We start from the raw sequence: 25,098 nt of genomic DNA, 5'->3' as shown, positions 1-25,098 counted from the left end.
CTATATCAATGTGCTGGACTGGCTCCTCCGGTACGGTCAAAGGCGTTTTGAACACGCAGGAAAACACCCCCGGGAAGTTCGGCGAGAAGAGTGGCGATGGGGATGCCATGGAGACCCACTTCAATGGTGGTCTCGGCCAAGACGCCCTGCCATAGACCAGGTTCCGCCGGCAAGCAAGTGTCCCCCCAGCGTTGCGAGGGGATATGCGGTTGCTCGGCTTCGCCCAGCAGATCGGTGGTCAACCGGGGGACTACCACCAGCAATTGGTAGCCGGCGTGTCGACGGGTAAAGGCCAGCACGTTTCCAGCATGGGCGCCGGTCGCTGAAAGGGGGTGGTAATCACCGTGGGTGAACAGCATGGGGTAATGGTGGCGTAAGGCCAGCAGCCGGGCGATGAAGGCTTGCTTTATACATCCATCGCGCCAGGTTAACAGAGCTGATTCAGGCGTCAGGCCCTCATCCAGCGACGCTTGGCGCAAGGCATGATCTACAGGGAGTCGATTGTCGGGGTCGACCAGACTGTAGTCCCAGAACTCCCCCCCCTGGTAGAGGTCCGGCACACCGGGTACGGTGAGGCGTAACACTGTTTGCACCAGGCCGTTAATGGCGCCCGGCAGATCCAGGGCGCGCGCTGCTTTAGCAATAGCGTCGCGTAGTGGGGGCGTGGTCAGTAAGTCTTCAAGAAAAGCGCGGGAAGCCGACTCATAGGCCTCGTCTGGCCATAGCCAGTGGCTGCGTAACTTGGCTTCGCGCAGCGCCTTTTGCTGCCATTGGCCAAGCCGCTGGGCAAAGGTTTGCATCTCTTCGGTGTCGAGCGGATCAAGTGTCGGTGACCAAGCTCCCAATAGGATCTGGTAAAGAATCAGTTCATCGCCCGGTGAGGGCGCGAGTCCATCGGGCAGCGAACGCCGCAGTGGTTCTGCCATTCGCCGCCAATGCTCGACGTGGGTGGCAAAGTGGATGGCCTGCTCACTAAGGGCTGCCAGACGAGCGCGCACATCCTCGCCACGTTTGTGGTCGTGGGTCGCAGTCGTCACCATGGTATGGGGGAAGTAGCGGGCACGCCACGCGTTTGCCGCGTGGAAATGCTCGATAGAGTGGTAGAAATTCTCGCCATCAAAGCCCACATCATTACGCGAAATCAACACCGCGCTGCGGTACCCGGCAGTATCCTCCACCGCCTTGGCGGCGACGGGTGAGGTCAACTGCTGGAAGCGCATAATGGCGCGTAGTCTCAGTTGGCGCTCTTCATCATTAGCGCAGTCACGCGGCGCTTCACCGCCCAGCCAGCCCTCTATTGCTTCAAGCACCGCCGTATCTGGTGGACTTAGCTCCTGACGAGCGCCGAGCATGGCCTGAGCGAAGAAGGGCTCATCGGCATCGGGGCGTCCAGTATCGTCGGCATAACAGCGATAGATCGGGAAATGGACGATTAATGCCTCAAGCGCTCGGCTAATCGCCGCCAAGGTAATATCACGACTCTCCAACCGGGCGCGGGCAACCGCATGCAGGGCACGGGCACAGGCCGTGAATTCGCTGGACAGCAGTGAAGTGAGTATCTCTCGCCGGGCGAGATGCACTTCTGCAGAAAAATCTGGATCACGGCCACTAACCTCATGCCATAGCTGACGAAGAAGTGCGGTGCTGGCGGGATCGTGTTGTATTCCCGAGGCCTCGTTCATAAATTCGTAGCCGCTGGTGCCGTCCACGCCCCAGTCGTGGTGTAACGTTTCACTATTACCCAGGATCTTTTCCACATAGAGGGCGACATGGCCCGATACATCGCCCTGTACAGCGCCCGGTCGTGTCTCCTGCACAGCATCCAGGCGCTGGCGCAGTCTTAAGCAGTAGCCCCGCGGGTCGGCAAGTCCATCAATATGGTCGACCCGAAGGCCGTCGACCCAGCCTGCTTCAACTAATCGTAACGGCAGGGCGTGGACGGCGTCGAAGACCTCTGGGTCTTCGATGCGCAGCCCGCCAAGCTCGGTAACATCGAAGAAACGCCGCCAGTTGATCTCATCAGACGCGGTGCGCCACCACGCTAAACGGTAATGTTGGCGCTCAAGCAAGGTATGAAGCCGAATGGCACCGTTGGGGCTGGCGCCGTTGAATAGCGCCAGAACGTCCTCAAGAGACTGCCGGGCAGTAGGTGATTCCATCACCTTGCTTAGCTGAGAACGCGCATCGCCTGCGGCGGTATAGGCATCGTCTTGCTGCTGCAGGGCATCGAAAAAAGCTGCCTGTTCGTGCACAGCGTTGTGTTCAGCAAAGCGCAGTATGTCGCCGTAATGACGCGGATCGATGGGGAAGCGGTGTTCGTGATAGTCGACATGGAAGGCGCCTGTTTCAGGGTCGTGGCATAGCACCAACTCACCTGATTGCAGCGTCTCGACATAAGGCTCCCCTAAAAACGGCACGAGCAGCTTACCGGCAAGCAGTGGGTCGGGGGAGTGCCAGTCGATATCAAAGTAGCTGGCATAGGGGCTGTCAACACCCCAGGCTAGCACCTCCTGCCACCAGCGGTTTTGCGAACCGCCCACGGCCAAGTGGTTGGGGACGATATCAAGAATAAGCCCCATGTCGTATGAATGAAGCCTTAACACGAGGCGCTCAAGCGCGGCCTCGCCGCCTAACTCAGGGTTGATACGTGTGGGGTCGATACCGTCATAGCCGTGGGGGGAGCCAGCACGCGACGCCTGCAGCGGGGAAGCGTAGATATGACTGATGCCAAGGCTTGCGTAATAACTTACCCAGTGTTCGGCATCCTCTAAGGTGAAGCCGCTATGAAACTGTAGCCGCACGGTAGCGAGTATTTCACTCATGGTTATGCCCCTGAGTCGTATTAGACTGTGAAGACTCACGGCGAGCTGACACCTTGCGCGCGCGAACAAGCTCCGCAAGCCGCTGACGGACTTCGTCTGAGGCCAGCAGTTGGTCCGCCTCGGCTGCCCAGCGCCGACGCCAGTTAGGGTGCTCATCCACCGTGTTGGGTAAATTGGCCTGCTCCTCCAGGCCCAGAACATCCTCCATGGGGAGTAATATCAAGGGCGCGGGAGTGCTGCCAAGATGGCGAGCACAGGCGTCGAGTACCTTCGATGCTGGGATGTCCGCCGCTTCCAGCGTTTCGGTGGTGGGCGTAACGCCAAGCAAGCCCAGCGTGCTGGCCAGCTTGGCGCGCTCCCGGCGCCGAGCAAGCTGTTCGCTGTCAGCACTTTGCGATGCCTTGAGCAGCCCTAGTTGGCTGCGCCATTCGATGTCGCGCCCCGCCCACCAGCCCGCCACTGTTGGCAGGTCATGTGTTGAGGTGGTGGCCATTGCCTTGGGGTTCCAGTCGTTGGCGGCAATATAGTGGTGCTCTTCATCCTGCTCGAACCAAAGCACCTGCATGCCCAATATGCCGCGTGCGGCGAGATGATGGCGAAAGCCAGGGGCAACGGTACCCAGGTCTTCACCAATCACGATGCCGCGATACCGCCAGGACTCCAGTGCCACCAAACGCAGCATGTCGTCCAGTGGATAACTCAGATAGCCGCCCGTAATGGGCGAAGCCCCATGGGGAACCAGCCATAAGCGCATCAGGCCAAGAATATGGTCGATCCTAACCCCGCCAGCATGGGTGAAGGCGCTGCGCAACATGTCGATAAAGCTACGAAACCCGGAACGCTGCAGGCCATAAGGCGAGAACGCAGCCAAGCCCCAGTCCTGGCCTTGGCCATGAAACAGATCGGGCGGGGCGCCAATGGAAACACCTTCTAACATGTCTTCTGGGCGGCTCCACGTCTGGCTTCCACCGCCATCGGCACCCACCGCCAAATCAGCAATCAGCCCGATTGCCATGCCGCTCTCGCGGGCCACGCGTTGCACACGGGCCATCCCAGCGGTCGTTATCCACTGTAAAAAAGCATGAAAACCTATTTCATGGGCACGAGCCTCGGCGAAACGGGCTAATTCGGGGTTGGCAGGGTCGCGCAATTCTGGGGGCCATTGGCGCCAGTCGCTGAGCCCAATTTCCTGATGTATGGCTTCGAAGCGGCAATGGTTTTCCAACAATTCGCCCCCCGCCCGACGAAATTCTTGCATCTCCCGACGCAGGCAAACGTTGGCTTCATCTTCACGAGCCATCAAATCATCGTAAAGATAACGTAGCCACGAGAGCTTGGCGTGTGACGCCTCGGGCCAGTCGATTAAGTCGTGGGCTTCCAGGCGGCGTAGCTCTTTCTGCAGTCCGTTACGGGCCTGAGCTTCGTGGACGCGGGGTTCGCCAAACAGGGTTTCGGCAGCGCTATAAAGCACGTTATATAGGAGACGTGTGGAGGGTGAGTAGGGGCTATAGCGTCCGGTATCGGCGCTAAACATGGCATGGGTTGGGCTGATGGCCACGGCATCCGCCCCTTGTTCGGCGGCACGGATGACGCAATGCTCCAGTGCTAAAACATCACCGATCCCGCCATCACCAGGACGGCGCAGCGCGTAAAGCTGTGCCGCTAAACCCCACAGGCGTGGAGTGGTTTCACCGCAGGCATCGCGTGGGGAGTAGCACTGGTGCGGAGCGACGGCCAGGGTCAATTCGGTATTGGCGATGTGTAGCCGGTGATAGCCGATGTCCGCCACGCCAAACATAGCTCCGTCATTGTCGAGGACTCCCTCTACACAACCCCCTTGTTCAAGTTGCAATGTAAAAGCGGTGCCGGGGGGCAGCGGTGAAGGCAGCGTGATGGGAGTATCACGGTCAACGGCGATCAGCGGTGGCCACTCTGCGGGGCTTTCCGGCGCATGCAAACGCTGTAGGCGTTGCAAACTTTCGTCCATGGCGGACTCACTGTCGGTAGAAAAGCCGAGTATTTCCAGCAAGGTATGCTGAACCTGCTCAGATAGCTGGCAAGGCTCGCCCTCGCTATTTTCCCATTCGAGCAACAATCCAGCCGCTTGTGCGAGTTGCCTCAGCTTATCTTTCATGCGCTTAGCTCCTCGTCACCAGGGTTTTGGCATAACCATGCGGCTGCGGCGCAGGGCGGTAACCGGCCACTCTGGGCAGCCGTCGCTACCCCTTCAGCCGTTTCATGGAGTAGCTGGCCTACCCCCAACCCAGAAGAGGTAGCCGGGTGTTTATCCAGGTTGATGACGATGACGAGTTGGGTTTTGTCATTCATCTGCCAACGGGCCACCACCGCTTTATCACCGACCTCGACAGCGCCTAGCGCTACGGCACCTTGCAGACGCGGCACAATATGCTGATGGCGCACCGTTAGCAGGGTGCGATAACGCTCCAGGCAGGCAGCATGGGGGAGCATTTCCCGCACGGCGAAGTCAGGAATTGAAGCTTCAAAGGTCGTTAGGGCGTTGGGGTCCGGTATGCGCTCGCGGCTCTCTTCGTCAAGAAAAGCGCTGAAGTCGGCAAACTCTGCCCGTCGCCCTTTGCGAACCGCTTGGGCAAGCTCCTCATTATGTTCAGTGAAAAATAGAAAGGGCCGTGTGGACCCCCACTCTTCACCCATAAACAGCAGCGGCACCATCGGCGAAAGCAGGAGTAGGGTCGTGGCTGCCGCCAGTGGTTCGGGATCGGTAAGTACGCTCAGGCGCTCGCCGAGGGCGCGGTTACCGATCTGGTCGTGATTCTGCAGAAATGCCACAAAGGCCGTGGGAGTAAGATGAGTGCTGGGCTCTCCTCGGGTGTGGCCATGGCGCGAGCGCTGGCCTTGAAAGATGAACCCTTCGCTCAGGCAGCGGGCTAACCGAGACGTAGCGTTGTCAACGAAGTCGCTGTAATAGCCTTCCTGCTCACCGGTCAGCAATACATGCATAACGTTGTGCCAGTCGTCATTCCATTGAGCAGTAAATTGACATTGGTTGAGGAGACTGGCGGTGTTGCCTTCGTTCTCCAGGACAAGATGAATATGCCGTTCGGGGGCGATCTGATGGCGTATTGTCTCGGCTAGTTCGGCTAGGAAATCCTGCTCGCTGATGGCGTGGACAGCATCGAAACGCAGGCCATCCAAACGATACTCCTCAAGCCACATCAAGGCGTTATCAATGAAGTAGCGGCGTACCATCGGCTGGCGAAAGTCGATAGAGGGCCCCCAGGGCGTGACCAGATCCTCGCGGAAGAAAGCGCCAGCGTAGTTTGCTAGGTAATTTCCGTCGGGGCCGAAGTGGTTGTAGACCACATCAAGAAACACCATGAGACCGATGGCATGGGCATCGTCGATCAATGCTTTAAGGTCGTCAGGGCTGCCATAGGAGGCCTCCACCGCGTAGGGGAGCACACCGTCGTATCCCCAGTTTCGTGCACCGGGAAATTCCGAGACCGGCATTAATTCGATGGCGGTTACACCCAGTTCAGCAAAATAGGACAGATATGGGCGAACGCCATTGAAGCCGCCGAACGTGCCGACATGCAGTTCGTAAAGCACGGTTTCGTGCCAGGGACGTCCCTGCCAGTCGGTGCTTTTCCATGCGTAGTGTTCAGGATCGATCACGACGCTGGGGCCATCTATATCACCCGCTTGGGCTCGGGCGGCGGGGTCGGGCACTAGACTGCCCTGCTCATCGTCCTCGTCGTCGTTCTCAACGAATATACGGTAGTGGTAGCAAGCGCCATGTCCACAGACCACCTCGGCCGTTAAGCAGCCGTCGTCAGCCTTAACCATCGTGGCGCCAGGCAGGCCCTCGACCTCCACGTCGACCCGGCTAGCACCCGGGGCCCAGAGCACAAACCGGGTCAGATCCTCACCCATTACCTGGGCACCGAGGACGGGTTGAAAGCTATTTTTGCGTAATCCGTTCTTTTGCGGCTTGGTACTTTGGAGTTGAGGCCTTTCAAACATCCTTTGTCACCTCCCTCATTAGGCCACTCTTGCCTCGCTCTCAGCCTGTTTAAGTGCCTGTAAGTAAAGCTTGCTATAGGGAGCGATGGACTGCTTCCAGTGGTAGCGTCCCGTCATCGCCGCCCCGCGCATGGCATTGAACAGATCGGTCGACTTATACACCGCGAAGGCGCGCTGAATGGCATGCATGTAGCTGGCGAACTGCATGTCGTCGAACAGAAAACCGGTGACGCCATCCTCAATGGTGTCGGCTAGACCGCCGGTGCGGTGGGCGATCGGTAGTGAGCCGAAACGCTGGGCATACATCTGGCTCAGTCCGCATGGTTCGAACCGTGAAGGCATAAGCAGGAAATCACTTCCGGCGAACAGGCAACGAGCCTGATACTCGTCGAAACCGATGTAGGCCGTGATGGCGCCTGGAAAACGAATGGCTAGCTTACGCAGGGCTTCCTCGACATGATGTTCTCCACAGCCCATAAAAACGATTTGGCCGCCCGCATGAACAATGGCCTTCGCGGCCTCGATGGTTAAATCGAGCCCTTTCTGATGCACCATGCGCGAGATCACAGCAAATAAAGGACCCTGGCTGGGGGTGAGTCCAAAATGGCGGCGCACATAATCCGCATTGGCCCCTTTGCCGCGCCAATCGTTAGACGAGAAGGCTTGGATCAAGTGACTATCGGTGCGCGGATCCCAGGATTCGTCGATGCCGTTAGGAATGCCGCTTAGGCGACCCTGCTCGGCTTTGCAGCGAAGAAGGCCGTCGAGCCCGCAACCAAATTCCGGTGTCGTGATCTCCTGGGCGTAGGTCGCACTGACGGTGGTCACTTGTGAGGCGTAGACAATGCCCGCTTTCATAAATGATAGATCGCCGTAGTATTCGACGCCTTCGATATGAAACGCCTCTTGGGGAATGCCTAGCACTTCAAGACGCGAAGCGCTAAATAACCCCTGGTAAGCCAGATTGTGAATAGTGAACACGGTTGGCATTGGCTGCCCTTGCCAGTGCAGATAAGCCGGTGCCAGTCCGCATGCCCAATCGTTGAGATGCAGTAGCTGGGGTTGCCAGTCAAGATTTGCCTTGCCCAGAGCGATATCGGCCGCCGCCCGCGAGAGTCTGGCAAAGCGGAGGTCGTTATCGCTCCAGCCTACATCCTGGCCATCGCCATAACCGCTTGAGCCGGCGCCATAGGGAGTACCTCCACGCTCATAAAGCTCTGGGCAGAGCAGTACATAAACGATCAGTCCGTCACGGCAGGTTAGCTGGCCAATATCACACGCTGGTAATCCCGCAAAAGCAGGTAAATGGCCAACGGTCGCAATGGCATAATCGGACTGAACCATTTCTCGATAAGCAGGAATCAGTACACGCACATCGTGATGTGCCGCCAGTGCACGAGGAAGCGCCGAAGAGACATCACCCAAGCCACCGACTTTAACGAAATCGGTAATCTCAGTGGTAACAAATAAGATACGTTGAGATGTGTCGAGTTTATCTTTATGGCAACGACCAATAATGTCGTAATTTCGATCGGTTACCGATTGATTTAAATAGTGTGGTGGCGTTGCTTGGTTATAACTAATAGGAGTGACTTTGAGTCTAGAACCCTCTTTTTTATCACTCTCTGACCTGCTCTCTTTCGATATGCTTTTAACGTTAGTTACCGCATCCCCAGCCACATCACCCATGCCCGACCTCCCTGGATTACCATGGTCAACATTGTCTGACTATATAGCTCATTATTAACTAGCAATTTCCCTTCAACTCCTTCGGCTACCCTGCCTCTGGGTTATACATCGGAAATCACTACTTAAGAACTATAGTTTAGCGATCATAGGTTAGCTAAACGAAAGGAAACCATAACTTAAATCAATTAACGTGTTAAATAAGGCTTGAAGGTGTTCGGATGATACAGTGCTGGAGCGTTTAAAAAAAGATTAAATGCTTTGGCTTTAAAGGGTTATTTTCGAATTTTAATAAAAGATAAAGTGCGATTTTTGTATGCGAATTTTGTTGAGGTTTTATTTCTTTTAGTAAGTTGAGTGGTTTTTAATAGGCGTAGACGACTGCTTTTACTTGCTTATTAAGCATTTAGGTGAGTTGAGAGAGAGGCAATACGAAAAAGCATCGCCCCGCAGTATTTATGCCGACAGTGAAAGAAAAAATAGAATCAGCGGCGGAGAGAGTAGCGAGAGAATAAACCCGCTGACCACGGCAATAGGCACACAGGCCACACCGCCGTGCTGCTGAATAACGGGCAGAGTGAAATCCATAGAGGTGGCGCCACCATAGCCAATCGCCAGTGCGGTGTGGCGATGAATTACCAGCGGAATCAGAATAAACGCCAGCAGTTCCCGGGCTAGGTCATTAAAAAATGCCACGCTGCCCATCAACGGCCCTAGCTGGTCGCCAATTAAAATAGCCGAAAGTGAATACCAGCCAAAGCCCGACGCCATGGCCAGCCCTTCGTTCCAGCTAAGTGAGAGCAGCGGAGCGGCGACTAACCCTGCCAGTAAAGAGCTGATCGCAAGGGTAACCGCAATTGCTAGCCCCATACGATTGAGCAAGATTTGCTTGAGAGGCATACCAGAGTTGCGCAACTGACAACCAATTAACACCAGCAGCATATAAAGTACCCATTCGGCGAGTAAATCTGCGGCATTAAAAAGCCCTTCACCTACCAGGGGGCTTACCATCAGGCCGAAGAGAACGCCGCCCACCACCACTGCTACCAACAGCAGTGATCCTCGCATGGCGGCGAGCTTGCTGGTGGGAGCGTTTTTCACCACCGGCGAGTTACCTGCTTTTAAGGTCAAACGGGACGATAACCACCACAACGCTGCTAAGTTAAATACCGCAGTAATGCTAAACAGCAGTAGCGCGTTGCCGCCCAAACGCGAAAGCTGGCTTGTCAAATTTTCAAGCCCGGCCAAGCTGACGCCCATAAACAGCAGAATCAAATATACCGAGGCATTGACGGCCTGATTTATCAGCTGCTGTAACTGCGGGGAGCGCACCCGAACCAGATAGCCGAGTACTAGGGGTAGCAGAACAATCAATAAACCCGAAATCATTTAGGGCGTCGTGCCCCCGTTTGGGTTGAAGTTGGTTAATGTCAGCTGCGTTTCACGGCTACCCTCTTTCTGGTATAGGGCTGAAAGAATCAGACCGGGCCAATCAGGGTGAAAGCTAAGTTGCAAAAGACGGTCAGGCTTCTCAATATCAATCAAGGTCACCTGCAGTACTTCAAACTCACCGGCAGGCACGCGGATGGTTGCAGGTGCGTTGTTATTCGTGTCGTCATCCGTGCCATTAACATAGTATTGAAAGTGCTCATCCCGGCCTTTTTGATCAACGAACTTAATCTCGCAGGGGGCGCTTTTAGTGCAGTTTTCGTGCCCCGCCCGGCGCGATAAATCAAACAGAGCCGTTTGCCGATCTAAGCTTGGAATATCACTTTCGTTCAATTCATAGCGATCACCGACACCTAACACTGAGTAGCTACTATTAAAGAAAAGCGCTTGGGTATTATCTCCATCCACTGCAAAACGGCTGGACTCCTGGCCGCGTGCCACGGTAATGGAAAAACGCATGTCACTTAACCAGTGGCTACCTTCGTTAGTGAGCTTATGTGTGATGGTCGCTCCCGGCCAACCTCGCACTTCAAGCCGGTATTGGGCCTCAAAAGGGCGTGGGTCGTTTAGTGTGTCTGCCGCTAAGGCCATGCCACATAGACAAAAGGCGGCAAAGCCAAACCCCATGCCCGCAAGCGCGCGGCTAGGTAGTCGTGCGAAAATATTGACCAAGGGGCTTTCCTCCATAAAAACAGTATCTTCCTAAGAGCCTTAAAGCCTGCACTTGGTTCCCAGCGCACTAGTATAGCCGGAGAAGGGCGTCAGTAGCCCGCGTCCGGATTGATGGTAGCGAGTTTTTCTCCCGCTTCAAACGAATGTAAGTAAGAGATGACTTGGTCGATAGCGTCATTAAGCGGTGTCGGTGCCGCCATATGCGGTGTGACAATCACCTTGGGGTGCTGCCATAACGGACTGTGTGTCGACAGAGGTTCCACCTGAAAAACATCCAATAGTGCCCCCCGCAAGTGGCCTGGCTTGTCAGCGCTGCCCAGCGCGTCCAGCAATGCCTGTTCATCAATCAAACTGCCCCGGCCTGGATTGATCACGCTGGCGCCGCTGGGCAATTGGGCCAATCGCTCAGCGTTGAGGATATTTTTAGTCGCTTCCGTGTCAGGCAAAATTGTAACTAAGCTTTGCACCTGGCCTAGCAGCTCGGTTAGCCCGTCATCGCCGTGAAAACAGTGCACGCCGCTAATTTGCTTGGGGGATCGGCTCCAGCCGAGTACCGGGAAGCCGGCCTGTTGCAACGCGCTGGCCACAAAACCTCCAATAGCGCCCAGGCCGAGCACGCCTACCGGCCACTGGGACTTTTCGACTACCGCTTGGGGTTGCCAGGTAGCGCTTTGCTGTTGTTCCGCGTAACGATCCATACTGCGATAAAAGTGCAGTACGCCATATAGGGCGTAATCCGCCATTAGGTCGCCCATGCCTGCGTCGCGCAACTTTACGATGGGGACATCGCGTGGCAGACCTGGTGTTTTCAGCAGGTAATCTACCCCCGCCCCTAAGTTAATGATGCCTTTCAGTTGGGTTTGTTCTTGCAGTAGATGCGCAGGCGCTTTCCAGACGGCGAGGTAGTCGGCGTCTTTGCGCTCTTCCGCTGGCGCCTCGCTGGTCAGTACGGTGGCCTGGGGTAGTGCTTCAGAAAGCGCTGCTTGCCACTGCGTAGCCTCATCAATATGTACAACAATTTTCATTGTTTATCTCCCGCTAAGGTGGTTGTCCATGTTAGCTATGATGAGGAGCGTAAAAGACGGCTGCAAGTGATTTAGCAATGAATTAGTTAGCATACCTCCTCTTGTTTGCCTCGCAAATTAGCGTGTTAGCAGCGTTTTTGGACGTCGGTACTAGGGGGCATATCTGAAAAATGTCTAACAACATGTCTTCAAATTAAACGTTCAAAGTTTAGGCTTACTAACAGCATCTTTTTTGTCACGCCTTCTCTTACAAAATATTAATAATATTCCCGCAGAACGGCGCTCAAACAAGGTCGCGTGGAATCTCTTCGTCCCAACTCTTGGAGAAAATGCGGCTATCGCCTTCGTAGGCATCCATGGTCGCCCGCAATCGAAAGCTTGTGGCGTTGGATGTCATCAAAGTGCGGGTCATGCTACGTACTTCCCAGTCGCCGCGTCGGAAACTACGCTCCCACTCGGTCCAGCCGCTGAGGCTGTTGTAGCTCCCGTAGGCGTAGCTATAGCGCTCGATGACCCGTGACGAGAGTTCTAGATCGATAGCATCGAGACGGAAAGTGCCTTCGTCATTGATGACTTCAAGTGTGGTTTGATCTTTGGCCAAATCGCGTATCACGCGCCACGTTTCCTGGCTTGGCTGTAATAAGGTTACCGCCAGGGGCGGAGCGCCCTCCGGCAGGCCGAATGGGGTAAGCGCGGCTTCTTCCTGAGGCCGGGGCTCACGGCTTGGCAGGATTAGCTGGCAGCCAGCAGGATGTACGGTCAGTCTGACGGGAACGGGCGACGGCCAGGCGAGCGGCCAGTAACTGGTTGACAGCGAGAGCCGCATAGCGTGGCCCTTAGGAAACTTCTGCGCGATGTGTTTTAGCCCTACCCGAACACGATAACGTTTACCAGGCTCAAGATGTTGAGGGAATTCGTCACTATCACGGTGTGTCAGGTTGAGCAGGCCATAGGAAATCCGGGTCGCTTTGTCGTCGTCGGCAATATCGCTGAGCCGAACCGCTACCATCGCCACCGGCTGATCGGCTTCTATATCGAGCTCGACAACGGGTTGGCCGCAAATCTCGATGTCTTGATCGAGTCGTGGTGTCTGGAATATCAGTGCCCCCCCGTCTTCGTCACGTTGATCGTGAGGCAGGTCCGGTGGCGCGTTATAAGAACACCATTTGCCAGCAAACAGGCCTACTGATAGCGGCGAACGAATGGTAAGAGGTGTATCGTCGTTGGCTACAAACGCTGCTTGTCCTCGGGGTACAGGCAGCAAGTCATGGCCACTGGTAAGACGGAAATGCTTTGGTTCGATATACGGTGATGGCCAGCTCGGTTCGGTAATCCAGCGGCCCGGTCGTTCCTCATAACGGGCCGATGGCGGAACCGAATCCTGCATCCATACGCGCAGCATGGGCTCATCCATGATGCCCGTTTCCTTGCCTTTCAACCAATAGTCCCACCAGCGCAGCGTTTCCTGCAAAAAACCGATGGCTGGGCCCGGAACGCCAAGGTGGGGATACTTATGTGACCAAGGGCCCACCAAGCCCTTACGGGGCACGTCGAGCCCCGCGAGCAACCGAAATACAGCATTACAGTAACCATCGGCCCAGCCGCTAACGGCATACACCGGGCAGCGAATGCGTGAAAAATCCTCACAGACTGAACCATGCTTCCAATAGTCGTCGCGGCGCTGATGTTGGAGCCACGTTGCCAGCCAAAGCCCGCTATGTTCCAGGCGCTCCATCCACATATCCCGCCAGCGGTCACCGACCAATTGCGGGTCGGGTGGGCAAGTATTGGCATCGAACATGGTCGAGGCCCACGACAGGTTATCACCCAGCAGGCAGCCGCCCATGTGGTGGACATCGTCGGCATAGCGATCATCGGTGGAGCATAGCGTGATAACCGCCTTCAACTCGGGCGGCTGAAGTGCGGCGATCTGCAGGCCGTTGAATCCGCCCCAGGAGATGCCGATCATGCCTATGTCACCGGTACACCAGGGTTGCTTACCCAGCCACTGCAGAATTTCGACGCCATCGTCGAGTTCCTGCTGCAGGTATTCGTCAGTCAGCACTCCGTCCGATTCGCCGCTACCGCGCATATCGACGCGCACCCCGGCGTAACCGTGGCCAGCCCAATAAGCGTGCGTCTGGGCGTCGCGCATGGCTGTCAGATCGCGCTTGCGATAAGGCAGGTACTCGAGGATGGCCGGGACCGGGTCGCTTTCCGCATCCACCGGGCGCCAAATGCGGATGGCCAGCCGACAGCCATCGGCCAGGGTGATCCAGTTTTCCTCTTCCTGCACGTTGCGCGGGAAATCGCTGACGATATGCATGGATCTACTCCTTATTGTTAACGCGACGCAACCTCGTCAGCTGATGATGTCTTCGAAGGCGAAATGCAACTGCTCGGCCAGCCGCGCATAGTTTTCTCCCAGCGCGAGATCGTCGTCTGCGCCCATCCACACGTAAGCCAGGGCGTAACTGTAGCTGTCTTGCTCAGGCAAAGAGGATAAACGCATACCGGCTTCGACTTGTAGCGCGATCACGGTGCCGGGAAAAGCCTTCTGCAGCGTTGCGATCTCCTCGGCACTGGGAACTTGGCTGACAGTGGCATCGCTGAAGAATACCCGGTAAAAAAACTTTCCGGCGACTTTAAAGGCCCCTTGCCGGTGCGGCATGTCAGGCAACTGCCCCAGAGCCAGATCCACCGTCACTTGCTGATGGCTGACCCCGTCGACCTTTTCAAATAGGTCACAATGCGACTGCGCGACGCGGGTATTGATCTCCAGCAGCCAGATACGGTCTTGCACTTCATCCCAAAAGTATTCGATATTGAAGGCCGCATTGTCATAGCCGATATGAGCCATGATCTGTCGCGTGAGATCCTGCATCTTGGTTTGAATGGCAGCGGGAAGGAGCGACGGATAGCGATAGTAGAAAAAGCTCAACACCTGTGGATAGCGAATCGAATCGACAATGCCATACGGGACAACATCACCCTGGAAGACGTAGCCCTCGACCGTACACTGCCAGCCACCGATGATCTCTTCCGCCATGCAGTAGCCGCCATCGACCGAGCGGATGTTCTCAGGCAGGTTAGCGTGCTCCAGTACGTAATTAAACGGCTCTGAAATCGTCCCGATGCTCCCACATAGCCGCTCTACGGCGTAGGAGAAGTCTTCGGGGCTTTCAATGCGAAAGCCCAATCGTGAGCCTGACGATTTGATCGGTTTGACGAAGAAGGGCATATACAGCCCGGCCTCGCCTATCCGTTGAAGGGCTTCTGGGTCGAAAGGATCAAAGGTGGTAAAGCGGGGGATGTAATCGCCTATCACCTCCTGCTGAACGAGCCGACTCCAGTACTTGTGCTCGCATTTGAGTAAACTTTCGAGACTGGTAGACGGCGTGCCGATTCGCTCACAGAGCAGCGGCAGCATGGTTGAGACGGGGAAATCCATATAGCCTACGATGGCATCAATAGGCTCACCAAATGCTTTCAGCTGGGTTTCGGCTCTGGCCAGCATGTCTTCGATAGGAAAGATTTCCGTCTCATTGACTTCTGCTGGTTCGATCACACCATGGAACCGATAATGTTCAGCCCCACGTAAATGCGCAATCCGTTGACGATTAAGTTCATCCAGCCCGACAACAAAAATATTCCGATCGCTCATGATCGCCTCCTGGCCAAAGCTCGGTTTTGTCAGCCCCAGCACCCAGATTCAGCGGTAGTAAAGGGTAGAGGCTTGCCTGTCCTGGACGACAGGTTAAGCATGAGGAAGTCCGTTTATTGAAGTATAGCGGCTTAACATTGCTACGCTTGGTTAAACGAATAAGAGAGCAGGAAGTGGACTGCTCTGCAGGAGATGTTTCGTCAGGCCGAGGAATCTTGATTAATCTGGCAGGGGAAGTTTCCAACTGTTATAAGTAAAATGTTGCAAGCGAAATGCTAGATTAAAAATCACGCGATACGACATTATTGCCGCTATCGGCAATGATTCAGTGTCCCTCAAAAGCGTCGTTAGGCGACGAAAGGGATATGGCCTCTCCCATTTTTTCCGCATCCGGTCACCTCGTGGCCATCGGCGGTGCAGAGGACAGAACCTCTGGCCTTGAAATCCTCAAGAAGGTCTTTTCCCTAGCTCCTGAGGGTTATCAGGAGGTTGCGGTCATTGCCACAGCCAGCGGTATCCCCGACCAGGTTCTACCCGAATACGAAGAGGCCTTCCTACGCCTGGGTGCACGTCACGTTCATTCGCTGAGTATCCAGGACCGAAAGTCGGCAACTGATGCTGAAACGGTGCGTTTGATCGAGCAAAGCGGCCTCATCTTCTTTACCGGCGGCGACCAGCTGCGGCTTACCAATGTCCTCGGCGGCTCGCCAGTTCTGAAGGCTATCCGCAAACGCTTGCAGAACGGCGCGGCGGTGGCCGGTACCAGCGCTGGGGCAGCGGCCATGCCGGGCACCATGATTTACAACGGTGCTGCCGCTGATGCCCTGCGCAAAGGTGGCGTCAACCTAACCTTCGGCCTGGGTTTCGTCGATGACCTGGTCATTGATAGCCACTTTCTTGAACGCGGGCGCTTCACTCGGCTGATGGAGATCGGCGCCAGCAACCCCGAACACCTGGGGGTGGGGCTGGGTGAAGATGCCGCGGTGATTATTCACCCCCACGGTATTCTTGAAGCCCTCGGTTCAGGACATGTCATTCTGATCGATAGCCGAGATTTGGCGAGTTCAAACATCGCCGACCTCGCCATGGGGGAACCCGTGGCCGTCGAACATATGGTCTTCCACGCGCTGGTTAGCGGCCACGGCTTTGACGTTGAGGCTCGACGCTATCTCGTCCCCCACGAACTTGTCGCCATTCTCGCGGAGGGGCGATGAATATTCTTGAACACCGGGCGCTACGCGGCCCGAACTACTTCAGCCGCTATCCGGCCATTTTTATGCGCCTCGACATTGGTGAGCTTGAAGAGCGGCCGAGCGACCTGGTGCCTGGTATCGTTGAACGGTTGACCGCGTTGCTACCGACCCTACATGAGCACCGCTGTTCGGTGGGCCATCCAGGGGGCTTTCTGGAGCGGCTGGAACGCGGCACTTGGGCTGGCCATGTCGTCGAACATATTGCCATTGAGTTGCAGAACCTGATCGGCTTCTCGGTGGGTTATGGCAAGACCATTGACAGCTATGACGCCGGTATTTACAGCGTAGTCTACCGCTACCGCGATGAGGCCTGTGGGCTGGCCGCCGGTGTCGAGTCAGTCGACCTTGTCGAGCGCTTGTTTTGCGGCGAAGCGATTGATTTGCCGGCCATCCTTGCCCGCCTCAGAAAGGTGCGTGACGATCACATGCTTGGCCCTTCCACGGCGGCCATCGTCAATGCCGCTACTCAGCGTGGCATTCCCCATACGCGTTTGAGTGAGGAAAACAGCTATATCCAGTTCGGTCACGGCTACCGCCAGCAGCGCATCCAGGCGACGGTGACCTGCCATACTGACCTTATCAGCTACGGTATCGCCGACGATAAGAAGTGGACCAAGCAAGCCCTCGGCGATGCCGGAATTCCAGTGCCCCAGGGGCGGGTGTGCGGTTCGTTCGACGAGGCGCTAGATGCCGTTCGCGCCATCGGCTACCCCGTCGCAGTGAAGCCGGTCATCGGCAACCATGGCCGCGGGGTGAGCACCAATATCCAGGACGATCAGGCGCTGTGCGATGCCTTCAATATTGCTTCGCAACGCAATCCGTCAGTGATAGTCGAGCAGCACATTCGCGGCGAGGATCACCGCCTGTTAGTCATTGACGGCAAACTCGTCGCCGCCGCGAGACGCCGTCCGGCCCATGTGGTGGGCGACGGGGTGGCGACACTCCAGGCACTGGTCGACGAGGAAAATCGCGATCCACGTCGCGGTGTCGGCCACGAGAACCTGCTAACCCAGATTCAGTTAGACGAGCAGTCGCTAGGTCTGATCGGCCAGCAGGACCTGACCCTGAAGAGCGTGATTCCGGTCGGCGAAATCGTCTTTCTCAAGGCCACGGCAAACCTTAGCACCGGGGGCACGGCGACGGACGTCACCGACGATGTCCATCCGGAAGTGCGCTACGTAGCTGAGCGCATCGCACGACTGGTAGGGCTGGATATCATCGGCATCGATCTGCTGGCCGAGACCGTGACTCGGCCGTTGGAAGAGCAGTCTGCCGCCGTGGTTGAAGTGAATGCCGGTCCCGGTTTTCGCATGCACCTTTCGCCTACCCACGGGGAGGGCCGTGATGTAGGTCGCCCGGTGATCGACATGCTGTTCCCCGACAGTGAATCAACCGGGCGTATTCCCATTGCCGCGGTGACTGGCACCAACGGCAAGACCACCACGGTGCGGCTGCTCTCTCACCTGCTGCGTCAGGCGGGACGCAATGTCGGCATGGCGTGCACTGGAGCCATCGAGATAGACAATCATGTCATCCTGCGCGGCGACTATAGTGGCCCCCAGGCGGCAAAGATCGTGCTACGCGAACCCACGGTCGAGTGTGCCGTGCTGGAAGTCGCCCGCGGCGGCATCATGCGCCGCGGCCTGGGCTTCGACGAGTGCGACGTGGGCGTACTGCTTAACATTGCCAGCGACCACCTGGGCGAGCACGATATCCATACGCTTGATGAGCTGGCGTGCTGCAAGACGGTGGTGATCGATGCCGTCCGTCAGGGCGGTACGGCGGTGCTCAATGCCGATGACCCCCGCGTGCTGGAAAGCCAGCAGTGGGCTCGGGGTGAGGTCATCTTCTTCACATTGAACCCTAACTCCCGCCCCGTTCGTCAGCATGTCCACGATCAGGGTGTCGCTTTTACAGTCCACAACGAGCGTATCGTGATGCGCCAGGGCCATGTTGAAGCCGAGGTGATCCCGGTGGTGGACGTGCCGATCACCTTTGAAGGCCATGCCCGCTTTAACGTGGCTAACGCCCTGGCGGCCAGTGCCGCCGCCTATGCTATGGGTCTTTCGATCGCCGATATTCAGATGGGCCTGCAGACCTTCAACCCCACCCCCGGTCAGAACCCTGGGCGTACCAACCTCATCGATGCTGACGGCATGAAGGTGCTGATCGACTATGGTCACAATGTGCCAGCGCTTGAAGCTCTGAGCGAACTGGTCGGATGTATTCCGGCCCGCCGACGGATCAGCGTGGCCAGTGCCCCAGGTAATCGTCGCGATGAGGATTTGTTCACCTTGGGTACCGTGCTTGCCAAAATGCACGACATCGTCATTATCTATGAAAACGATGCCCGTGGACGCCCCCCGGGGGACGCCGCCCGCCTGCTGCGCGAAGGCGCTGAGTCAGTCTCGGCCGGCTGCCGGATAGAGGTCATCATGGAAGAGCAGCGGGCCGTCGATCGGGCCTTCGAAGAGGCAAGGGAAGGCGACCTTCTAGTCTTGCTGATCGATGACGTCGAGGTCGCCATTGAGCGTATCAGAGGGCGTCGCTTCCAGACAGCCGCTTCTATGACACTCGGCGGAGAGCAACCATAATGGTCCCTGAAGCCCAGAATGACCGGCTGCTGACCCTGCTGCGGGTCGGTAGCATCTACGCCCCGGAACTGCTTGGGGCCACTGATATCCTAATCGCTGATGGTAGGATCGCGGCCCTGGGGCGTGATATCGAGATCCCAGTAGGCTGGTCAATCCGAGTAGTGGAGGCGCGCCATCTCACCGCCGTCCCTGCGTTTATCGACCAGCACGTTCACGTGACCGGGGGTGGCGGCGAAGGTGGCTGCGGCACTCGCTGTCCAGAAATAACCGTCCATGAGATCGCCTCGATGGGAATTGGCACGGTGGTGGGGGTGCTGGGAACCGACAGCATTAGTCGTTCCCCAGACGATCTGCTGGCCAAGGTACGTGGGCTGAAAGCTGAGGGTATATCGGCCTACATGTACACCGGTGCGTATCGCGTCCCGCCTCCCACCCTGACCGGCGATATTCAGCGCGATCTGGCCTGGATACCCGAGGTTATTGGTCTGGGCGAAATCGCCATCTCTGATCATCGATCTAGCCAGCCACGCCAGGATGAAATCGAACGGATCGTCAGCGACACCCGCGTAGGCGCCATGCTGTCGGGCAAACGGGGTATTTGCCATTTCCATCTTGGCGATGGAAAGCGGGGTCTGGAACCACTGCGCAGGTTGCTATCTGAGACCGAGATCCCCGCCGATCAAGTGATTCCCACTCACGTGAATCGTCACCCTGCCTTGCTCGAAGAAGCGGCGGACTATGCGTTAACGTTCAACGCCAGCGTCGATGTCACCGCCTTTGAAGACGCTGGCGATGGTCTGTCGGGTTTTGATGCCGTGTCTCGCCTACTCGAGCGCGGCGTACCGTCTGAACTCATCACCATGAGCTCCGACTGCAACGGCAGTTTGCCCGAATTCGATACCCAGGGGACCTACCTGGGAATGAAAGTCGCCAGAAACACGTCACTCATTGCCGATTGGCAGCGCTTGGTGCATGAAGGAGTATTGCCTCTTGAGTCAGCCTTAGGCTTGATTTCCACCAGTGTCGCAAGAGTCCTCGGTTTACACGCCCAGAAAGGACGTTTAACAATTGGATTCGATGCTGATGTGACGCTACTCGACAATGAACTTCAGCCGCAGCAGACGTATGTCGCGGGAAAATGTGTCTATGACTTGAGCCGAGTGGAAGGATAACCGTCTTAGTAGTAGCAAGCTGGCTAAGCCTAAATAATGATGTCCTATGAACTTTTTATTATAAAGCCTTTGACCGCTAACCAAGGGTGGGTGCTAGTATCGGGTCAAGACGACATTGGCGGGCCTGCTGCAACGGCAGCAGATGCAACCCCGACGCCTGATCGGTGGTGGCCAGGTCGATCCTGTGGCCCAGCGTTGTGTGCCTAACAGTAGGCAGCACGTTGGTTCTTGGTGATCCTTAATGGCGAGTTGCCCGATGACCCAGGTTTCCCTACCTTTCACGCGCGAAGAGTATGCTAACCGCCTGTGGAAAGTGCGTGCTGAAATGGCTAGTCGTGGTATTGACGTATTGATCGTCAGTGACCCTTCCAATATGGCTTGGCTAACCGGCTACGACGGTTGGTCGTTTTATGTGCATCAGTGTGTACTGGTGGGCCTTGAAGGCGAACCGGTATGGTTCGGGCGGCGCATGGATGCCAACGGCGCCCTGCGCACCTGCTGGATTGATCCCGACAACATTACCTACTACCCGGATTACTATGTGCAAAATCCGGATATGCACCCGATGGAGTATCTGGCGCAGTCGATCATGCCTGATCGGGGCTGGCACTTAGGTGTAGTAGGTATGGAGATGGATAACTACTATTTTTCTGCCAAGGCGTATCTGAGTCTGCTGAAAGAGCTGCCCCATGCACGCTTTATGGATGCCAACGCGCTGGTCAATTGGTGTCGGGCGATCAAATCGCCCCAGGAAGTCGCCTATATGCGCATTGCCGCCAAAATCGTGGAAGGCATGCACTCGCGTATTCTGGAAGTGATCGAACCCGGCCTACCGAAGAGCAAGCTGGTGTCGGAAATTTATCGCGTCGGCATCGAAGGCTTTGTGGATGAGAACGGCAAGGTATTTGGCGGTGATTATCCTGCCATCGTGCCCATGTTGCCCACCGGTAAAGACGCCGCCGCGCCGCATCTGACCTGGGACGACACGCCGTTTCGCAAAGGGGAAGGCACTTTCTTTGAAATTGCCGGGGTGTTTAAACGCTACCATGCGCCCATGTCGCGCACGGTATTCCTGGGCACACCGCCGACGGATTTTATCCGCGCGGAATCAGCCCTGTTGGAAGGCATCGAAAACGGCTTGGCAGTGGCCAAACCGGGTAATCGCACGGCGGATATTGCCATGGCGCTGGGTGCGGCGATGGATAAATACGGCTTTGACCGCGGCGGTGCTCGCTGTGGTTATCCCATCGGTATTTCGTACCCGCCCGACTGGGGCGAGCGCACCATGAGCCTACGCCCCTCGGATGACACTATTCTGGAACCGGGCATGACGTTCCACTTTATGCCGGGGCTCTGGGAAGAAAACTGGGGCTTGGAAATTACCGAAAGCATCTTGATTACCGACGATGGCTGCGAAACCCTGGCCAATTTTCCGCGCCAGCTGTTTGTGAAGTAGTGCTGATATAGCTGCCCGTAACATAAAGGATTTTTTTCATGACGACGATGCGACCAAGTCCCATTTCCGCCACCGTTGATTTTGATGCCGATGGCGTGCAGCACGGCTTCTTAAAGCTGCCGATCTCTACCGATGAGTCTGCTTGGGGCGCGGTGATGATACCGGTGACCGTGGTTAAAAACGGCGAAGGCCCCACGGCACTGCTGACCGGTGGCAATCACGGCGATGAATATGAGGGCATCACCTCGCTGCTGAAACTCTCATCAACCCTGAAGGCAGAAGACGTTACCGGTCGCGTGATTATCGTGCCGTGCATGAACACGCCAGCCGTCATGGCGGGCAAGCGCACCTCACCTATGGACAAGGGAAACCTCAATCGTAGCTTTCCCGGCGACCCTAACGGCAGCGTTACGCCGCAAATTGCCGACTACTTCACCCGCGTATTGGTGCCAATGAGCGACGTGGTGCTCGACCTCCATTCGGGCGGCCGCACGCTGGATATTCTGCCGTTTGGCGCGTCGCACGTATTGGATAACAAAGCGCAGCAGCAGTCCGCACTGGAAGGCGCGAAAGCCTTCGGCGCCCCTTACGCTATGGTGATGTTTGAGCTGGATGCGGAAAAACTCTTCGACACCGCCTGCGAGCGCCAGGGCAAAGTGTTTGTCGCCACTGAGCTTGGTGGCGGCGGCACTTCCACCCCACAAAGCATTGCCATTGCCGAGCGCGGCGTGCGCAATTTCCTGATTCACTACGGCTTGGTAGAAGGCGAAGTGGAAATGCCTGAAGGTGGGCAAATGTATCTCGATATGCCCGACGCCAGCTGCTACGTACAGAGCCAGCGTTCGGGCGTGTTAGAGCTGTTGGTCGCGCTGGGTGACGAGGTGAAAAAAGGCCAAACCATCGCCTATGTCTACGACATGACCCGCAGCGGCACCGATCCGGTTGCCTATAAAGCGGAGCGCGACGGCATTTTGATGGCCCGCCGCGCGCCCTCGCTCATCAATATGGGGGACACCCTGGCGGTGATTGCCGATGTTGTCGAACGCCTGGAGGCGTAGCTCCCGGCATGATGAAACTTGACCGCTATGATCTGAAAATTCTCGACATCCTCTCCCGCGATGGACGGATCACCAAGTCGAAACTGGCCGAGGCGATCAACCTCTCGGTCAGCCCCTGCTGGGAGCGGGTAAAACGGCTAGAAAAAGCCGGTGTTATCCAGGGCTACAGTGCGCGTATTGATAGCGAGGTATTGGTGCCGCGCAATCCTGTCTGGGTGCAGATCGAACTTAAACAACACAACGCCGAAAGCTTCGCCCGCTTTGAAGCGCTGGTGATGCAAACCCCCGAAGTCACCGAGTGCGTCGCGGTGGGGGGCGGCGTGGATTACTTGGTGAAGTTTGAAGCGCGCACCATCGATAGCTACCAGCGCCTGATGGATAAGTGGCTAGTGTCCGAGGCCGGTATCGAGCGCTACTTCACTTATATCGTTACCAAAACCGTCAAGCGGGTACCCATCGGTATCGATATCGACGACGTGCTTTAAATCACTTCTTTCAGCATTGTGGTTAGCCCACCAAAAAAAAGCACTGCCAAACGTCTTTTGACAAAAAAAGTCGCGTAATAAGCCTCGATTTTCAAAAACACTTCGTGGCTCCTCTCCGTTAACCTGGGTGCATTCAACGGCAAGGCAATGAGCTTGCTGACAATGCCACACAGTGACTGCAGTGCTCGGTTAACCAGGCTGCATTAAGGGGAGGTTTCCATGACCACACTATCGACCACGCTTGCCAAGCGCCTGGAAGATCCGCGTCTGTTCCGGCAGTACGCCTATGTGAACGGTAAATGGACCCACGGCGAAGGCGGTCGCGAAGAAGCGGTTTACGATCCTGCCACGAATGAAGCCATTGGCCATATCCCGCTACTGGAAGCCGAACAGATTACCGCAGCGGTTGATGCTGCTGAAGCGGCGTTTGTTCACTGGCGTGCGTTGCGCGCCGACGAACGCTGCGAGCGCTTGCTGGCTTGGTACGACCTCATTCAAGCCAACCGTGAAGACCTTGCCACCATCATGACATTGGAGCAGGGCAAGCCGCTGCCCGATGCCCGTGGTGAAGTCGAGTACGGTGCCAGCTTCGTGCGTTGGTTCGCTGAAGAGGGCAAACGCACCTACGGCGAGACCATTCCTAGCCATATTCCCAATGCGTCTCTTGGCACCATTAAAGAGCCGGTGGGCATCGCAGCGATGATTACACCTTGGAATTTCCCTTTGGCGATGATCACTCGCAAAGCGGCAGCGGCACTGGCGGCGGGCTGCCCGGTGATTGTTAAACCTGCCAACGAAACGCCTTACTCTGCGTTGGCGCTGGCAGAGCTTGCCGAGCGCGCAGGGATTCCGGCGGGCATTTTTAACGTGGTGCTAGGCGACCCGGCGGAAGTCTCGAAAATCCTCTGCAGCGAGTCGCGTATTCGGGCGTTGTCGTTCACTGGCTCCACCCGCGTGGGCCGCCTACTGATCGAGCAGAGCGCCAACACCGTCAAGCGCTTATCGTTGGAACTGGGCGGCAATGCACCGTTTATCGTCGGGCCGGATATGGACCCGAAAGAGGCTGCCTTCGCAGCAATCGACGCCAAGTTCCAAACCGCGGGGCAGGACTGTTTGGCAGCCAACCGCATTCTGGTGCACGAATCCATCCACGATGAGTTCGTTGAGCATTTCAGCGAGCGTATGGCGGCACTGACGGTGGGTAATGGCTTGCAGGGTGAGATCGATCTTGGCCCGCTGATTCACCGTCAAGCGGTTGAGAAAGCGGCGGCGATTGTTGATGACGCCATTTCCAAAGGCGCCAAGATGATCGGCGGTGATCAGAGCCAGGCACCGGGTGAGAACTTCTTTATGCCGGTGATGCTGACCGGTGTCACGGCGCAAATGAAGGTATGGCGGGAAGAGAATTTCGCCCCGGTTGCCGGTATTACCGCTTACAGCACCGACGATGAAGTGATTGAAATGGCCAACGACACCGAGTACGGCCTGGCCGCGTACATCTATACCCACGATATTCGCCGCATCTGGAAGCTGATGCGCGCCCTGGAGTACGGCATGGTCAGCGTCAACTCAGTGAAGATGACAGGCCCGCCGGTGCCGTTCGGTGGTGTGAAGCAGTCCGGCCTTGGTCGTGAAGGCGGCGCCACGGGTATCGATGAGTACCTGGAAACGAAATATTACTGCCTGGGTGCGCTGGGTTCAGTCTCTGGCAGCTAGTCATCGAGTCGAAAATAATTTAAAACATCCTCCCCGTAATGCGG

General features: G+C 56.6%; 16 protein-coding genes. 7 read left to right on the top strand and 9 right to left on the bottom strand.

Annotated features, from left to right (window positions below):
* Positions 1 to 5 precede the first annotated feature (5 nt).
* The 9 genes from treY to AC5TBW_RS14395 all read right to left on the bottom strand — a co-directional run bounded on the left by treY (position 6) and on the right by AC5TBW_RS14395 (position 15,320).
* Positions 6 to 2,822 (bottom strand): malto-oligosyltrehalose synthase, encoded by a 2,817-nt coding sequence (treY, locus tag AC5TBW_RS14435; protein WP_495509231.1) that lies wholly within the window; start codon positions 2,820 to 2,822, stop codon positions 6 to 8.
* Positions 2,815 to 4,956, bottom strand: coding sequence for a 4-alpha-glucanotransferase (gene malQ / locus AC5TBW_RS14430; RefSeq protein ID WP_495509230.1), 2,142 nt, complete (start codon positions 4,954 to 4,956; stop codon positions 2,815 to 2,817). Before malQ ends, treY begins: the two co-directional genes overlap by 8 nt.
* Positions 4,953 to 6,824 carry a malto-oligosyltrehalose trehalohydrolase gene (gene treZ, locus AC5TBW_RS14425; protein WP_495509229.1) on the bottom strand — a complete coding sequence of 624 codons (1,872 nt, stop codon included), beginning with the start codon at positions 6,822 to 6,824 and terminating at the stop codon, positions 4,953 to 4,955. Before treZ ends, malQ begins: the two co-directional genes overlap by 4 nt.
* Positions 6,825 to 6,842: 18 nt before the next feature.
* Complete coding sequence (glgA, locus tag AC5TBW_RS14420) at positions 6,843 to 8,513, bottom strand: glycogen synthase GlgA (RefSeq protein ID WP_495509228.1); 1,671 nt, start codon at positions 8,511 to 8,513, stop codon at positions 6,843 to 6,845.
* A gap of 453 nt (positions 8,514 to 8,966) precedes the next feature.
* Positions 8,967 to 9,899, bottom strand: coding sequence for a LysO family transporter (locus tag AC5TBW_RS14415; protein ID WP_495509227.1), 933 nt, complete (start codon positions 9,897 to 9,899; stop codon positions 8,967 to 8,969).
* The gene (locus tag AC5TBW_RS14410; RefSeq protein WP_495509226.1) at positions 9,900 to 10,646 is read right to left on the bottom strand and encodes a hypothetical protein; all 747 of its coding nucleotides are present in this window, start codon (positions 10,644 to 10,646) and stop codon (positions 9,900 to 9,902) included.
* A 74-nt stretch (positions 10,647 to 10,720) separates the two neighbouring features.
* Complete coding sequence (locus AC5TBW_RS14405) at positions 10,721 to 11,656, bottom strand: 2-hydroxyacid dehydrogenase (protein WP_495509225.1); 936 nt, start codon at positions 11,654 to 11,656, stop codon at positions 10,721 to 10,723.
* Between the two features lie 283 nt (positions 11,657 to 11,939).
* Positions 11,940 to 13,982 (bottom strand): CocE/NonD family hydrolase, encoded by a 2,043-nt coding sequence (locus AC5TBW_RS14400; RefSeq protein ID WP_495509224.1) that lies wholly within the window; start codon positions 13,980 to 13,982, stop codon positions 11,940 to 11,942.
* A gap of 36 nt (positions 13,983 to 14,018) precedes the next feature.
* On the bottom strand, positions 14,019 to 15,320 hold the full coding sequence (locus tag AC5TBW_RS14395; protein WP_495509223.1) for an ATP-grasp domain-containing protein: 1,302 nt from the start codon (positions 15,318 to 15,320) through the stop codon (positions 14,019 to 14,021).
* A 365-nt stretch (positions 15,321 to 15,685) separates the two neighbouring features.
* Here AC5TBW_RS14395 and AC5TBW_RS14390 point away from each other — a divergent pair, with 365 nt between their 5' ends.
* From AC5TBW_RS14390 to AC5TBW_RS14360, 7 genes are all read left to right on the top strand, one after another.
* Complete coding sequence (locus AC5TBW_RS14390; RefSeq protein ID WP_495509222.1) at positions 15,686 to 16,534, top strand: cyanophycinase; 849 nt, start codon at positions 15,686 to 15,688, stop codon at positions 16,532 to 16,534.
* On the top strand, positions 16,531 to 19,167 hold the full coding sequence (gene cphA, locus AC5TBW_RS14385) for a cyanophycin synthetase (RefSeq protein ID WP_495509221.1): 2,637 nt from the start codon (positions 16,531 to 16,533) through the stop codon (positions 19,165 to 19,167). The genes AC5TBW_RS14390 and cphA overlap by 4 nt, the downstream gene beginning before the upstream one ends.
* On the top strand, positions 19,167 to 20,339 hold the full coding sequence (gene iadA, locus AC5TBW_RS14380) for a beta-aspartyl-peptidase (protein ID WP_495509220.1): 1,173 nt from the start codon (positions 19,167 to 19,169) through the stop codon (positions 20,337 to 20,339). Before cphA ends, iadA begins: the two co-directional genes overlap by 1 nt.
* A 256-nt stretch (positions 20,340 to 20,595) precedes the next feature.
* Positions 20,596 to 21,795, top strand: a complete 1,200-nt coding sequence (doeA, locus tag AC5TBW_RS14375) for an ectoine hydrolase DoeA (protein ID WP_495509219.1) — start codon at positions 20,596 to 20,598, stop codon at positions 21,793 to 21,795.
* A 38-nt stretch (positions 21,796 to 21,833) separates the two neighbouring features.
* Positions 21,834 to 22,853: a N(2)-acetyl-L-2,4-diaminobutanoate deacetylase DoeB gene (gene doeB, locus AC5TBW_RS14370; protein ID WP_495509218.1), complete on the top strand. Its 1,020-nt coding sequence runs from the start codon at positions 21,834 to 21,836 to the stop codon at positions 22,851 to 22,853.
* Between the two features lie 8 nt (positions 22,854 to 22,861).
* A complete protein-coding gene (locus AC5TBW_RS14365) occupies positions 22,862 to 23,338 on the top strand; it encodes an Lrp/AsnC family transcriptional regulator (protein ID WP_495509217.1) in 477 nt (158 codons plus the stop codon).
* A 219-nt stretch (positions 23,339 to 23,557) separates the two neighbouring features.
* The gene (locus AC5TBW_RS14360) at positions 23,558 to 25,054 is read left to right on the top strand and encodes an NAD-dependent succinate-semialdehyde dehydrogenase (RefSeq protein ID WP_495509216.1); all 1,497 of its coding nucleotides are present in this window, start codon (positions 23,558 to 23,560) and stop codon (positions 25,052 to 25,054) included.
* The last annotated feature ends 44 nt before the right edge of the window (positions 25,055 to 25,098 follow it).

The organism is Vreelandella sp. ssv (genome assembly GCF_059448525.1).
Note: the sequence above shows the minus strand (reverse complement) of the source record. Positions and strands in the feature narration are given on the sequence as shown.

Coding starts and splice junctions, on each gene's coding strand:
- malQ (WP_495509230.1), bottom strand. CDS start 4,956: ATGAAAGATAAGCTGAGGCAACTCGCACAAGCGGCTGGATTGTTGCTC.
- AC5TBW_RS14405 (WP_495509225.1), bottom strand. CDS start 11,656: ATGAAAATTGTTGTACATATTGATGAGGCTACGCAGTGGCAAGCAGCG.
- AC5TBW_RS14400 (WP_495509224.1), bottom strand. CDS start 13,982: ATGCATATCGTCAGCGATTTCCCGCGCAACGTGCAGGAAGAGGAAAAC.
- doeA (WP_495509219.1), top strand. CDS start 20,596: ATGACCCAGGTTTCCCTACCTTTCACGCGCGAAGAGTATGCTAACCGC.
- AC5TBW_RS14390 (WP_495509222.1), top strand. CDS start 15,686: ATGGCCTCTCCCATTTTTTCCGCATCCGGTCACCTCGTGGCCATCGGC.
- AC5TBW_RS14415 (WP_495509227.1), bottom strand. CDS start 9,899: ATGATTTCGGGTTTATTGATTGTTCTGCTACCCCTAGTACTCGGCTAT.
- AC5TBW_RS14395 (WP_495509223.1), bottom strand. CDS start 15,320: ATGAGCGATCGGAATATTTTTGTTGTCGGGCTGGATGAACTTAATCGT.
- cphA (WP_495509221.1), top strand. CDS start 16,531: ATGAATATTCTTGAACACCGGGCGCTACGCGGCCCGAACTACTTCAGC.
- doeB (WP_495509218.1), top strand. CDS start 21,834: ATGACGACGATGCGACCAAGTCCCATTTCCGCCACCGTTGATTTTGAT.
- treY (WP_495509231.1), bottom strand. CDS start 2,822: ATGAGTGAAATACTCGCTACCGTGCGGCTACAGTTTCATAGCGGCTTC.
- AC5TBW_RS14365 (WP_495509217.1), top strand. CDS start 22,862: ATGATGAAACTTGACCGCTATGATCTGAAAATTCTCGACATCCTCTCC.
- AC5TBW_RS14410 (WP_495509226.1), bottom strand. CDS start 10,646: ATGGAGGAAAGCCCCTTGGTCAATATTTTCGCACGACTACCTAGCCGC.
- glgA (WP_495509228.1), bottom strand. CDS start 8,513: ATGGGTGATGTGGCTGGGGATGCGGTAACTAACGTTAAAAGCATATCG.
- iadA (WP_495509220.1), top strand. CDS start 19,167: ATGGTCCCTGAAGCCCAGAATGACCGGCTGCTGACCCTGCTGCGGGTC.
- treZ (WP_495509229.1), bottom strand. CDS start 6,824: ATGTTTGAAAGGCCTCAACTCCAAAGTACCAAGCCGCAAAAGAACGGA.
- AC5TBW_RS14360 (WP_495509216.1), top strand. CDS start 23,558: ATGACCACACTATCGACCACGCTTGCCAAGCGCCTGGAAGATCCGCGT.